The 14146-nt window shown below is 42.6% G+C and carries 10 protein-coding genes, 1 pseudogene and 1 riboswitch; of the genes and pseudogenes, 6 read left to right on the plus strand and 5 right to left on the minus strand.

What is annotated here, in order from left to right:
* Positions 1–54 precede the first annotated feature (54 nt).
* Positions 55–285 carry an excisionase family DNA-binding protein gene (locus LF822_RS19970; protein ID WP_253925858.1) on the minus strand — a complete coding sequence of 77 codons (231 nt, stop codon included), beginning with the start codon at positions 283–285 and terminating at the stop codon, positions 55–57.
* A gap of 430 nt (positions 286–715) precedes the next feature.
* Between LF822_RS19970 and LF822_RS19975 the strand changes: the two genes are divergently transcribed.
* A complete protein-coding gene (locus LF822_RS19975) occupies positions 716–1171 on the plus strand; it encodes a hypothetical protein (RefSeq protein ID WP_253925859.1) in 456 nt (151 codons plus the stop codon).
* Between the two features lie 56 nt (positions 1172–1227).
* On the opposite strand, the gene LF822_RS19980 is transcribed toward LF822_RS19975, so the two are convergent.
* On the minus strand, positions 1228–2298 hold the full coding sequence (locus LF822_RS19980) for a sensor histidine kinase (protein WP_253925860.1): 1071 nt from the start codon (positions 2296–2298) through the stop codon (positions 1228–1230).
* 154 nt (positions 2299–2452) lie between these two features.
* On the opposite strand from LF822_RS19980, the gene LF822_RS19985 reads away from it, so the two are divergent.
* Positions 2453–3193, plus strand: a complete 741-nt coding sequence (locus LF822_RS19985; RefSeq protein ID WP_253925861.1) for a VCBS repeat-containing protein — start codon at positions 2453–2455, stop codon at positions 3191–3193.
* Positions 3194–3253: 60 nt separating this feature from the next.
* Here LF822_RS19985 and LF822_RS19990 read toward each other — a convergent pair whose 3' ends face one another.
* Positions 3254–4174, minus strand: coding sequence for a CBASS cGAMP-activated phospholipase (locus tag LF822_RS19990; protein WP_253925862.1), 921 nt, complete (start codon positions 4172–4174; stop codon positions 3254–3256).
* A gap of 145 nt (positions 4175–4319) precedes the next feature.
* Here LF822_RS19990 and LF822_RS19995 point away from each other — a divergent pair, with 145 nt between their 5' ends.
* Positions 4320–4754 carry a universal stress protein gene (locus LF822_RS19995; protein ID WP_253925863.1) on the plus strand — a complete coding sequence of 145 codons (435 nt, stop codon included), beginning with the start codon at positions 4320–4322 and terminating at the stop codon, positions 4752–4754.
* 169 nt (positions 4755–4923) lie between these two features.
* Positions 4924–5022, plus strand: a pseudogene (locus LF822_RS23270) (transposase); the annotation flags it as partial.
* A 282-nt stretch (positions 5023–5304) separates the two neighbouring features.
* Here the strand turns inward: LF822_RS23270 and LF822_RS20005 are convergent.
* Positions 5305–6621: an aspartate aminotransferase family protein gene (locus tag LF822_RS20005; RefSeq protein ID WP_253925864.1), complete on the minus strand. Its 1317-nt coding sequence runs from the start codon at positions 6619–6621 to the stop codon at positions 5305–5307.
* Between the two features lie 45 nt (positions 6622–6666).
* Entirely contained in the window at positions 6667–8046 is a 1380-nt protein-coding gene (locus tag LF822_RS20010) for a YjiH family protein (protein WP_253925865.1), read from the minus strand.
* A 432-nt stretch (positions 8047–8478) separates the two neighbouring features.
* A riboswitch (SAM riboswitch) is annotated at positions 8479–8584 on the plus strand.
* Positions 8585–8668: 84 nt separating this feature from the next.
* On the opposite strand from LF822_RS20010, the gene LF822_RS20015 reads away from it, so the two are divergent.
* Together LF822_RS20015 and metH are read left to right on the plus strand one after the other, a co-directional pair.
* On the plus strand, positions 8669–10549 hold the full coding sequence (locus LF822_RS20015; RefSeq protein WP_253925866.1) for a bifunctional homocysteine S-methyltransferase/methylenetetrahydrofolate reductase: 1881 nt from the start codon (positions 8669–8671) through the stop codon (positions 10547–10549).
* Entirely contained in the window at positions 10512–13967 is a 3456-nt protein-coding gene (gene metH / locus LF822_RS20020) for a methionine synthase (RefSeq protein ID WP_253925867.1), read from the plus strand. Before LF822_RS20015 ends, metH begins: the two co-directional genes overlap by 38 nt.
* The last annotated feature ends 179 nt before the right edge of the window (positions 13968–14146 follow it).

A 14146-nucleotide genomic window follows, 5' to 3' on the forward strand; every position in this document is an offset into this window, starting at 1 on the left:
CCGTGTGAGTACAGTCTTCAAAAGCAAAAGAGCAGGGAATCCCCCCTGCTCTTTCTAATCCTCATCTTTAATATTCGGGTCTTGAGGCAGCGGTTCATTTAAATATTCCTGCATCATATCCCTATATTTTTCTATTTGTTCAAAGTAGCCATCAAATTGGTCGTTGTTAACGAGATACTGCTCTCCGTCATGCAAGCATCGTACTTTCTTTTCTCTAATTAAATGTTCCACGTATTCTTCTGAGACATCTAAATATTGAGCCGTTTCTTTAACTGTTAAGTACATAATATTCACCTTCCCTTTCATAAACGAAGATGTTTCTAACACTATACCATATCCATGCTGAATTAACGGTATAAAAACGAATCAGCGTCCGGGTTTTATGGACGCGTTTAAACCTTCTATGGGCAGATATTTTAATTTATGGGCGAATATTAACATTTATGGGCCAATAGCCAACTTTTATGGGCAATTCCCCTTTCTAAGCCATCAAAAAAAGCTTTCCCGTATTTCAGGGAAAGCTTTCGATCTTTTGACGCGAATGTACCGACGACCACATTCGTCGTTTAGCCTTAAAGGCATATACTTCGTCTTACACAAACAGCTCATCGCTTAATTACTATACCATTTTCTAATGCCGCTTACAATCCCTTATTTCAGGACCTGTCCCACCTGTGCTATAATTAACGAATTACAAAATCAGCAGGAGGCTCTTATGCTAACGTTTGAAGAAAAGATCGCTATTATTGAAGAGTTTAAAGAATTGGATAAAAAGCAAGTGTCATTAGGCAGAATCAACTTCCATTACGAGGATAGTCTTTACGACAAAAAGAACATTGTCTACCATCTTCATCCGAATGGGAACGGGTTCGTGTATGCAGGAGAAATCGACGACTATCCGGCTGATGAACGCGGGATGGTCAATATCCGCCACTTCAGTGAAGCAGAACTGCGAACGATTGTGCGCGAGGCGATTGATTCGTTGTCTTCCACCCCGGCAGAGAAAAATCCTGTTTTCGAAGAATGGATGAATGACTTCGAGCAGTCTCTTTTTCTTATGCGGGAAGATGATGGATTTCATGTGTACGCAGGAGAAGATCTAGAAGGATCTTTTAATTCTTACAAAGAAGCCGCTAACTTTCTTGAACAGGAAGGATTCAGCCGTATTTAAAAAAGCTTTCCCTAAAAGGGAAGCTTTTTTATAATGGCAGCATTCATTAAATCGGATTAAGACTCATAGGATGGCAGCGTAAATGTGATCGTCGTGCCATGGCCGATTCGGCTGGCAGCTTTAATCGTGCCTTCATGCTCCTCAATAATACGCTTTGAAATCGGAAGACCGAGACCGCTTCCTCCCTCAGAAAACATTTTCGTCTGCTCTGATTGATAGAAAAGTTCAAAAATGTGGGGCAGATCATGATCGAGAATTCCCGGTCCATTGTCCATCACTTCTACTATTATTTCTCCTTGCTTTTCTTTTAAGTGTATATTTATTTTTTTCGTTTCTTTATCCATAAACCGCAGGCAGTTGTTAATTAAATGAACCATTACACGTTTAAGCTGTGCAGGATCGGCTTTCGCTTCGTAGGGCCTCACCTTTTCAGCTTCAAACGTAAACGTTACCTCTTCCCATTCCATTTGAAATTCTTCCATAACTTCAACTAGAAACGAGCGGAGCTCTACTTTTTTAAAATAAAAGGCAAGACGTCCCATATCCAGTTCTGAATGCTGGAACAGTTCATCGACTAAACGTTCAAGTACAATTGATTTCATATGGAGGGCTTGTAAAGCTGCATCCACTTCTTCCTTCGAAGCCTCATCTCCCTTAACTAATTCGATCTGCTCTTTGATGAAGGTCATCGGGAGGCGGAGATCCGTTGATATATTATAGAGAAGCTTCTTTCGGTTCTCTGCATATTTCTCTTTCACATCTTCTGCTTCCATCAACTGCAGTCTCAAATTCTCGAAGGAATCAGCCAGTTTCCCAATTTCATCCTTTTTCATCCGTATAAATGGAGTCTCCATTTGACCGGCACTTACTTCTTCCGCTGCTTTCGTAAGGCTTTTCATCGGTTTAATTACGTGCTTTGTTACAAAATAAATAAATAATGCATTAGTTATTAATAACAGAACTAGCCAGCCCGCAATGTGAATAGAGATGAATGTAAGCTGGTCGCTTTGCTGTGCACTGAAATCAAATGTATATAAAAGCAGGTAGCCTTCAACAGCTAAAAATAATAATGCGGGGATAATAACAATTGCTAGATTAGAACGTGTGAACTTTTTACGAATTGACATGCTTTATGCTCCTTTATTTATGTAATGCCTACCTTTAAGGATATACCATCCCATCAGTAAGAGTCTACAAAAAGTCTTTCCAAAGATTTCATATATTGTCCCGGTGAAGAAGCATAGAATAGTCTAAGGCTATTTTCTGGAAAGGATGGAGCTCATGTATCCATATTACTATAGACTGACAGCTGAACAGCCGACAGTCATTGCTTTTGCTCAAGGTGATGTGAATGGTGACGGGATCATGGATAACGTATATTTAACAGGGAAGAAACCGAATGATTCAGGCAGCCCTTTCACGACCGACATTACTCTGGTTATTCAGGACGGAAGAACTCAAGGCTTTTTCAGTATCCCCCTCGAGTCTAATGCGGGCTATGAACCTTCTCTATTTTTAGGAGATTTCACCGGAAACGGGGTGGATGATATTCAAATAAACATCAACTCCGGCGGCAGCGGCGGCTATTACTTTGTGTACATTTATTCATTCCTAAACAACCAGGCACACGAGTTATTTAATTATGAAACGTTCAATGACCAATACTTATACGATGTGGTTTATCGTGATCACTATAAAGTAGACGTGACCAATCAAACGTTAAAGCTTGATTATATTATTGATATTAGTAATAAGGGAGAAGAATATCTTTCGGAAATATATACTAAAGACGGCATACTGAAGTCTCTTGTTCAAGGGTGGGTCTCCGGGTTAAACACGGCTTATCCAGTTGATTTTAATGGAGACGGCGTGTATGAACTGTTTGTTTTCCAGCGTATAGCAGGCCGGTACAATGCGGATGGGCTGGGGCTCGTTCAATCTCCGCTTTACTGGAACGGGGAGGATTTTATAATTCAAGATCAATGGCAGTATGTTGCCGTGCCGGGCATGGAACAACAGTAATTTACTAACCTATGGTGAATATGGATGCAGTCAGGGTCTCTTGAATCTGTAAAAGGGATTCTACTGCTCCAGGAACTGTAGAATCGCATCTTTATTACGCTGATATACCTGCTCCCCTAACGTCATTAGATCGTTCATACAGTTAATATCATCAAAAGGGACTTCTTTAGTTAAATCATCGTCAATACGCAGGTAGCGGTCACCTAATAATAGTTGACTATGGTAAGATACCGATTCTGAAGACAGGTGAAGGGCCAAATCTAACAGCTTCGGCTTTGTTTTTAACGACGGAAGCTGTAAAGGCATCCATTGCCTCAGCCCCCAATATTTATTTTTTGTAAAAGAGAACTCAATTTTCTGTCTTCCTGTACCAAACGATAGAACCTGGATATTTTCTAAGGACGTATGAAAGGACTGGATTACTTCAGTGATCGCAGCTATAGATGGATTGTTCGCCCACAGCCCCCCATCGATGGATAGATAGTGCTGGGAAATGTTATTAGGAGGAAAGTAAACGGGCGCTGAACAGGAAGAGAGAACGGCATTCCATAAATGAACATCCTCTCTCGATTTATCACTTTCGTTTACGTGCGAGCGGTACGTAAATGGCCGGCCATGGGTAATGTCTACGGCTGGTATTAAGAGAGGTTTCTCAATTTCACTTAATTTAATTTCTCCGAAAACTTGACGAAGCATCTCCCTTAGATCTCGATCACTGTAAACACTCTTAAATAAACCGACCTTCGCCTGTCTCTTGAATATTTTCTTTCCATACGTTTGATAAAATTCCAGCACATCCTCCATTTTTTTATTTAAAGCAATAGATGCTGCTATAATCGAACCTGTACTTGTACCTGCAATTAAGTCAAAGTCTTTTCCCACCTGAATTTGCCTGTCCTGCTCAACTGCTTTTAATATGGTGACAGGAAGAATTCCTCGAATCCCTCCCCCATCTATACATAATATTTTCAACGTCTTCACCTGTACTTTATCGTTTATTTAAAGTGTAACCATACTTTCATATCCGCATTCGACAAAAGAAATGCTTTGGAAGATTTCCAGTTAATTGTATGGTAAAATATAGATAGGAAACCTTAGTATTATAGCTCCAAGGAAGGTGGTTATAATGAAGGAAAAGATTCTAGTAGCATACGATGGTTCAGAACTTAGCAAGAAAGCTATTCAGGAAGCTTTATCGAAAGAATCAACTAACAATGAAGCTGAGGTCCATGTGGTCTCAGTCATTAAGCCGACTGGCCCCTTTACGAATGCAAAAATGAGTGAAAGTATTGGAACAGAGCTGGCCGAACAGTTAAAATCTGACCTGGAAAAAATTAAGGAAGAGTTTAAAACAGTTCACCACCCGATTGTAACTGAGGCGTTAGTCGGAAAAGGAGAAAGCAACCCCGGCATTAAAATTTGTGATTACGCCGCTGCAAATGACATCGACTTAATTATTATAGGTAACCGCGGTTTTGGAAACGTAAAGAAGTTTTTCTTAGGCAGTGTGAGCAACAACGTTGTACAGCATGCTAAATGTCCAGTATTAGTCATTAAATAAAAGGAGCCTATCCGTTTGGATAGGCTCCCTCAGGCTGTCGCGAAAGTCTCGACAGCCTGATTTTTTTGATTTCTTTTATTTTTCACCGCGTTCATTTGTTATCCTATAGATAAGAATCTGTTTAGGCGGTGATCTTTTGTTTCAGTCCAGAAAAGAACGACAAAATGAAATGGAAATCGTAACGATTGAAGAGCTTGTCCCGGAAAATCACTTACTCCGTAAGATTGACCAATACATAGATTTCTCCTTTATCCTCGAAAAAGTTCGAGAGCAGGCGTTACTGACGGCTGCCTGCCAGAACATGAAAAAGATTGCCCTTCACCTAACCAAGATGAGTTAGGTGAAGGGCGGTCAAATACCAGGAGACTCCTGCGGAAAAACGGGCGATCCGAGACCCCGCAGTGGGGTTTTCACGAGGAGGCTCGGGCGTTCGTCCGCGGAAAGCGAGTGGTATTTGTCCGCACGGGCGCACAAAAAAAAGCTTGTAGTAAAACACAGGGTTTCTCTACAAGCTGAGGAGCCTATCCGTTTGGATAGGCTCCTTTTCATATCAACTATAAACCCCAATTTCTTCTTCGTAAGACTTGAGGGCCTGATCAAACATTTGCAAGCCTTCATCAATCTGTTCTTTCGTTACCGTCAGAGGAGGGATCATTCGAATAATTTCAGTTTGATTTCCGCCAAAATAGAAAAGCACTCCATTTTCAAGTGAAGTATCTAAAACTTTGAATAATCCCTCGCTATTCGGTGCTCCTGTCTTAGGATTGATAATTTCAATTCCGATCATCAGCCCTACTGAGCGCACGCGGCCAATTACAGGATGCTTCGCTTTAATTTCCTGCAGCTTTTGTACTGCATAAGCTCCAACCTCCTTCGTATTGGCCAGCAGGTTCTCTTCTTTAATGACATCAAGTACTGCGTTAGCGGCTGAGCACGCTATAGGATTACCGCCGAATGTGGTGGCGTGGCTGCCGAGCGGCCACTGCTTCATCAATTCATTCGAAGCCACCGTGGCACTAAGCGGCATGCCATTGGCAATTCCTTTAGCAATCGCCATTATGTCCGGCGTTACATCGAATGTTTGAGAGGCAAACCATTCACCCGTCCGTCCAAAACCTGTCTGCACCTCGTCAAAAATGAGGAGAATATTATGACGATCACACAGCTCTCTCACTTTTTTCAGCCAGGCTTTAGGCGGTACAATATATCCACCTTCTCCAAGAACCGGCTCGACAATCACCGCTGCTACTTCTTCTGGAGTAACTTGATGAGCAAATAATCTTTCAAAATCTTTCTCAAGCTGCTCTACCACATATTCTTCCGGATCGTGCTCTTTAGGACATTCATCTACCTGGGCATAGGGCACTTGATATGACCCTGAGGGCTGGAGGAATTTACGGTATTTGCTTTTGGAGCTTGTAACACTTAAAGCTCCCATTGACCTTCCGTGAAAGCCGCCTATGAAGGAAACAATATAAGGGCGCTGCGTGACGTGCTTCGCAAGTTTAATTGCACCTTCAATGGCTTCTGCCCCGCTGTTTCCAAAAAAGAAGCAATCGAGATTGCCCGGCATAATTTCGGCTAAGCGGTCAGCTAATTTTAAAATTGATTCATAAATAATAACTCCTGAAGGACCGTGACCAAGCTGATCAGCTCCTTCTTTAATTGCTTCCACTACCTTTGGATGACGATGGCCAACATTAGTTGTGGCAATCCCGGAAGTAAAATCTAAATATTTTTTACCGTCCACCCCATAGTAATAGCAGCCTTCCTCTTTTACGACAGGAAGGTTCGGATGATCCTTCGCCATACTGGGTGCCAGACGATTTGACATATTCTTAACAAGGTGACTCCAATCATGTCCCATATTCACAACCTCCTCCTACAATCTCTCATAATCGTAACACTTGTTTTAAAAGAATAATAGATGAGCCATCAGAGCTGCAATTGGCAGAGTAACAACGGTTCGCTGCAGGAAAATCACAAACAGTTCCAGCAGATTCAATGGAATTTTAGACTTGATTAATAAAATTCCTATTTCAGACATATAGACAAGCTGTGTTAAAGACATAACCCCGATTACAAAGCGCGTAAGCTCGGGCTCTATCCCTGCCCCGACTACAGCCGGAAGGAACATATCCGCAAACCCTACGATCATCGCAGGTGCTGCCTCTGCTGCTTCTGGAATTTGAAGCAGGTTTAATAAAGGGATAAACGGATAAGACAGGTACGTAAAGACAGGCGTAAATTCAGCAATAATTAACGCAATAGTACCAATCGCCATTACGAGAGGAATCAGCCCCAGCCATATATCCGCAACATTGAAAATCCCCCGGCTTATAACGTCTTTTGCGCTTTTTACCTGATCGGCTTTCTTCACGGCTTGATCCACTCCCCAGCGGAAGCTTGTGATGCCTTCTGGAACGGCTTCATCAATTTGTTTTCCTACCGGCTCATAATACGTATTCTTTTTTCTTGAAAGCGGCGGAATACGCGGGCAGATCACAGCAGCTATGACTCCGCACACTGCCACGGTGAAATAGAATTGAACAAACATGTCGTCAATATCAATAAGACGTGCAATTACTAAACTGAAAGCAATCGAAGCAATCGAGAAATTTGTTGCTACGACCGCTGCTTCCCTTTTTGAATAATAACCTCCTTCATATTGCTGCGTTGTCAGCAATACGCCGACGGTACCGCTCCCCATCCATGAGGCCAGCGCATCAACAGAAGAACGGCCCGGAAGCTTAAATAATGGATTCATTACTTTTCTAACAACAGCCCCAATGAAATCCATAAGTCCGAACTCCAGCAGCAGCGGCATAAATAAACTGGCAAATAGAAACCAAACCATTAAGACAGGTATTAAATCAAACAGTACTACTTGACCGGTAAGCTCAGATGAAATAATCTCAGGTCCGGCTCCTGCAAGGGTTAAAGTAGCGAAAACAGCACCTAAAATACGTAGAATAATCCAGAAAGCACTGATATCAAACAAGCTGGATAAAAATTTATGATTGCGTATAGATGGATGACTTATTGCTTTGATTACGAATGCCCCAACGACTGATAACCAGATAATAATTGTCATAAATAAAGGAATGTATTCTTCTATTGCTGCCTGAAGACCATCGGCCATTACCCCGAGCCCAATTGTAACTGTTCCATTCACCGAAACAGGGACAAGAAATAATAATACCCCAATAATCGACGGCACTAAGAATTTCACAAGCTGCCCCGGCGTATAGTTTTGCGTGATGTACTCTTCTTCCCTTTTTTCTGCATCCATAATTTGAATTCCCCCTATAAATGAATAAATATTGTATAAAAAAGTAGTGCATAATACTTAAATTCCCGTTTCCAATTTACTAATCATACATTTAATTGCATTAAAATTCAATAGAGGTTGATAGATTTTAAAATTCACTATAACGATAGTCGGGATTGGCTTTACATCAAGCTTTTGGCAAGTATAACAGAAATCTTTCGACATATTTTAATATTAAGAAAATTCACTACATTATAATTATATATGTCACTAATTGTCGAAACTTACGAGTATATTTAGGACTAATTAATTACCATTTTAAAACAATTATTTCTTGATTTCTGAATAAACCCTGGTCAAAGATGAAAAATTACGAATATTCTCTTGATTCCTCACATTATTTAGTGTAATGTAAGTCGCAACAATGTTTTGCCGTAGGAAATTTCATATGCTTTCTTATCTCGAGAGGTGAAGGGACTGGCCCGATGAAGCCTCAGCAACCACTGGTCCGTCAGTATGGTGCTAACTCCAGCAAGTTACTAAACTTGGCAGATAAGGAGAGGATTAATTACGAATTAAAGTCTTCTTCTTAAGAAGGCTTTTTTGTATTTATAGCGGTACTCTATAATCAAGGAGGAAATGTATGAATTTGAAAGAGGCTCTTCAATCTCAAATTCTCGTAGGGGACGGTGCTCTGGGAACACTTCTCTACTCTTATGGGATCGATCAATGCTTTGAAGATTTAAACCGTACACATCCAACTGAAGTTCTTAATGTCCATAAAGCTTATGTAGAGGCCGGTGCTGATGTCATCCAGACGAACACATACGGTGCCAATTACGTCAAATTATCACGATATGGACTTGAAGATAAAGTAAAGGAAATTAATGCAGCGGCTATAAAGATCGCAAAGCAAGCTGCCAAGGACCACAATTATGTGGTAGGAACGATCGGCGGCATCCGGGCGATCAGTAAACAGGCCGTCTCATTGGAGGAAATTAAAGGAAGTTTCAGGGAGCAGTTATACTGCATGCTTTTTGAAGGAGTGGACGGTATTTTATTAGAAACCTTTTACGATTTCGAAGAGCTGTCCACTGTCGTTCAAATCGCTAGAAAAGAAACGAAGCTGCCCATTATTGCACAAGTTTCGATGCATGAGCCGGGAGTACTCCAGGACGGAACTTCTCTAGCAGATGCATTAACCGCTCTGGAAAACATGGGAGCAGACGTAGTAGGCATCAATTGCCGATTGGGTCCTTATCACATGACCCAGGCCTTAGAAGGTGTCCCTCTCCCTAAGAAAGCTGTTCTGTCTGCATATCCGAATGCCAGCCTCCCTGCTTATCAGGACGGCCGTCTCGTTTATAAAACAGACGCAAATTATTTTAAAGCAAGTGCACGCTCACTTTACGAAGAGGGCGCGCGTTTAATCGGAGGCTGCTGTGGAACTACACCCGAACATATCGCAGCCATTGCTGAGGAAGTAAAAGGGAAACAACCGATTCAGCAGAAAGTCGTTCATCAAGAGCCTGCAGAGGTTCAAGCACCTAATGAATCCGGAGATCATAAACCCCACCTTCACGAAATTGCGGCTGAGCGGCCATCTGTTATCGTAGAGCTGGATCCCCCGAAAAAACTTAAGACTGACCGCTACATGAAAGGGGCGCAGGCGTTACGAGATGCCGGGGTGGATTCCGTTACACTGGCTGATAATTCGCTTGCAAGCCCGCGGATCAGCAACACAGCCATCGCTTCCATTATTAAACAGCAATACGATATTAACCCACTAGTACACATTGCCTGCCGGGATCGTAATTTAATCGGGCTGCAATCCCATTTAATGGGACTTCACACATTAGGAATTACTGAAGTATTAGCAATTACTGGCGACCCGACCAAAATTGGTGATTTTCCAGGAGCGACGTCCGTTTATGATTTATCTTCCTTTGATTTAATTCAATATATAAAGCAGCTCAACAAAGGAATTTCTTTCTCAGGTAAATCGCTCGGCATGAATACAAACTTCTCCGTGGCAGCAGCCTTTAACCCGAACGTCCGTAACCTTAACCGGGCTGTAGGGAGACTTGAGAAAAAGATAACTTACGGCGCTGACTATTTTATCAGCCAGCCGGTTTACAGCGTTGAACAGATTAAGGAAGTTTATGAAGCGACAAAACACATTGATGCGCCCATCTACATTGGAATTATGCCGCTGACGAGCTCTCGAAATGCAGAGTTTCTGCACAATGAAGTACCCGGCATTAAACTCTCAGATGATATCCGTCAGTGTATGGAGAATGTAAGTCACGATCCCGCGCTTGCTCAAGCAGAAGGAATCGCTATTGCCAAGACGTTAATTGATACAGCCGCTGAGCTTTTTAATGGAATTTACTTAATTACTCCATTTTTACGTTATGAGATTACTGTAGAATTGACCAATTATATAAAAGAAGTTACCAAGCAACGTGCAGAAAGGACGGTTCACCATGAAAACAACACCATTTCACCAGCATCTTTCAAATAGAATTTTAGTGTTAGACGGAGCTATGGGAACGATGCTCCAGGACGCCGACCTTTCCCCTGATGATTTTGGAGGAGAATTATATGACGGGTGTAATGAATACTTGAATTTCACATCTCCAGGTGTTATTGATTGGATTCATGATGAATATTTAAAATCCGGAGCCGATATTATTGAAACAAATACATTCGGAGCCACCGACCTTGTCCTCGATGAATACGAACTAGGGCACTTAGCAGAAGAGATTAATATTAAAGCCGCACAAATTGCTAAAAATGTTGCAGATCGACATTCAACAGAGGAGCGTCCCCGCTTCGTTGCCGGTGCTATGGGACCGACAACGAAAACGCTCTCCGTTACAGGCGGCACAACGTTTGTACATTTGACGAATGCTTATCAGGAGCAGGCCCGCGGTCTTCTTAAAGGCGGGGTCGACCTTCTTTTACTAGAAACTTCTCAAGACATGTTGAATGTAAAAGCGGCGTATCTTGGGATATCCCGTGCTTTTAAAGAACTTGATCAAGAAGTACCGCTCATGGTGTCAGGGACCATTGAGCCCATGGGAACTACGCTTGCGGGACAGACCATTGAAGCGTTCTATCTATCGCTTGAACATATGAAACCTGCTGTCGTCGGGCTGAACTGTGCTACGGGTCCTGAATTTATGAGAGATCACATTCGCTCATTATCTGACTTAGCCACAACAAACGTCAGCTGTTATCCAAATGCCGGGCTGCCTGATGAAGAGGGGAACTATCACGAAACACCTGAATCGCTGGCTGAAAAAATTGCCGGGTTCGCTGAGAAAGGCTGGCTTAATGTCGTCGGAGGCTGCTGTGGCACCACACCAGACCATATTCGTGCACTGGTAGAAGCAGTAAAAGATTTTGAGCCGAGAAAAGCACCTGATAGTCACGCACACGCTGTAGCTGGAATTGAGCCTTTTATTTACGAAGACAAAAATGACCGTCCTATTTTAATCGGAGAGCGGACAAATGTTATTGGTTCCCGTAAATTCAAGCGGTTAATTGCTGAAGAGAAATTCGAAGAAGCATCAGAAATAGCTCGTGCGCAGGTAAAAAAAGGAGCTCAAGTGATCGATATCTGTCTGGCCGATCCGGACCGTGATGAAGTGCAGGATATGGAAGAATTCATGAAGCAGGTTATTAATAAAGTGAAGGTACCTCTTATTATTGACTCGACTGACGTGGATGTTATCGAGAAGGCTCTTACCTATTCTCAAGGTAAAGTAATTATCAATTCGATTAACTTAGAAGACGGTGAAGACCGTTTCAAGGAAATCCTGCCTTTAGTTCAGCAATATGGAGCTGCAGTCGTCGTTGGTACCATTGATGAAGAAGGTATGGCCGTTACAGCAGAACGCAAGCTTGAGATCGCTGTTCGTTCAAGAAATATTCTCGTTGAAGATTACGGACTTAATGAATCAGATATTATTTTCGATCCTCTTGTCTTCCCTGTTGGTACTGGAGATGAGCAGTATATCGGCTCTGCAGATGAAACAGTCGAAGGTATTCGTATGATTAAGGAGAAGCTGCCGAACTGTCAGACCGTTTTAGGTGTCAGCAATGTGTCCTTTGGTCTTCCTCCTGTAGGAAGAGAGGTATTAAACGCCGTTTATCTTTATCATTGTACAAAAGCTGGACTTGATTACGCGATCGTCAATACAGAGAAGCTTGAGCGCTTTGCTTCTATCGCCCAGGAAGAAATCGATCAGGCCAACGAACTTCTTTTTGAGACAACAGACGCTACATTAGCCAAATTCACGGCCTTTTACCGTGGTAAAAAGAAAGAGGTAAAGGTGCCGACAGCCACGATGAGCTTACCGGAACGTCTGGCTCACTACGTCGTTGAAGGAACAAAAGAAGGACTGATCCCTGATTTAGAAAAAGCATTAGCTGCTTATCCAACACCTTTACAGATCATAAACGGTCCATTAATGGATGGTATGGCCGAGGTCGGCCGTCTCTTTAATGACAACCAGCTGATTGTTGCTGAGGTTCTGCAAAGTGCTGAAGTGATGAAAACGTCTGTAGCCCACCTTGAACCACATATGGAAAAAGATGATACGTCGAATAAAAAAGGCAAAATCCTACTGGCCACTGTAAAAGGCGACGTACACGATATCGGTAAAAACCTTGTTGACATTATCCTTAGTAACAACGGGTTTAATGTTGTTGACCTCGGGATTAAGGTCACATCCACTGAACTTATTGAACAAATTAAAAACGAAAACCCGGACTTTGTCGGATTATCCGGACTGCTCGTGAAATCCGCTCAGCAGATGGTATTGACAGCTCAAGATCTGAAGCAGCAGCGAATTGATATTCCTATTTTAGTTGGCGGCGCTGCGCTTTCACGAAAGTTCACCAATACGAAAATCGCTCCGCAGTACGAAGGAACAGTTTTTTATGCGAAGGACGCGATGGATGGGCTGTCGTTATCGAACCGGCTGAGTCATGAAGAAGACCGTCAGCTCTTGATTGAAGAACAGCGCGAAAAGCAGGAGCAGGCCATTACGAGAGGCGCAGAACAAGCTGCCAAAAAGCCGGCCTCCACCGCTGTAGCTGAAAAACCGGTCTCCACGGTGTCGAAAACGGTTCCTGTATTTAAACCTCATGATTTCAATCAGCATCTATTGAGAAATTATTCAGTTGCCCATATTGAACCTTACATTAATATGCAAATGTTAATCGGTCACCACTTAGGGTTAAAAGGTAAATTCTCAAAACTAATGGAACAGAAAAATGAAAAGGCTCTACATTTGAAAGAAGTGGTTGATGAATTGATTGAAAAAGCTCAAAAAGAAGGGATCATTCAGCCCTCTGCACTCTATCAATTCTTCCCGGCTCAGTCGGATGGGGACGACGTCATTATTTATGATCCAAATGATCATAAAACGATCATTGAACGGTTCACGTTCCCAAGGCAGAACCAGGAGCCTTACCTTTGTTTAGCCGACTATCTGCGGTCTGTCGACAGCGGAGAAATGGATTACGCTGGATTCTTCTCTGTGACTGCCGGGAAAGGAATCCGCGATCAATCCATTAAGTTGAAAGATCAGGGAGAATACTTGAAGAGTCACGCTCTGCAGGCTCTTGCTTTAGAAACAGCAGAAGGACTGGCCGAACATATTCACCAGCTCATGCGTGATAAATGGGGATTCCCGGATGCAGTGGATTTCACCATGCAGGAACGCTTTTCCGCAAAATATCAAGGACAGCGTTATTCATTCGGCTACCCGGCCTGTCCGGAACTAGAAGATCAGAAGAAACTATTTAAACTCATCCAACCCGAACAGATCGGCGTGGAACTCACCGAAGAATGCATGATGGAGCCCGAAGCCTCCGTCACCGCCATCGTCTTCGCCCACCCCGAAGCCAGATACTTCAACGTCCATTAAAAATTCAATTTTTGACACTTTTTTTGTACCGGGTACACTTAGTTGTGAAGTGTGTACCCGGTACAACCTGATGCGATTTCTGTACCCGGTACAACCTGATGCGATTTCTGTACCCGGTACAACCTGATGCGATTTCTGTACCCGGTACAACCTGATGCGATTTCTGTACCCGGTACAAC

This window comes from Halobacillus sp. A5, assembly GCF_024189315.1.
Lineage (GTDB): Bacteria > Bacillota > Bacilli > Bacillales > Halobacillaceae > Halobacillus_A.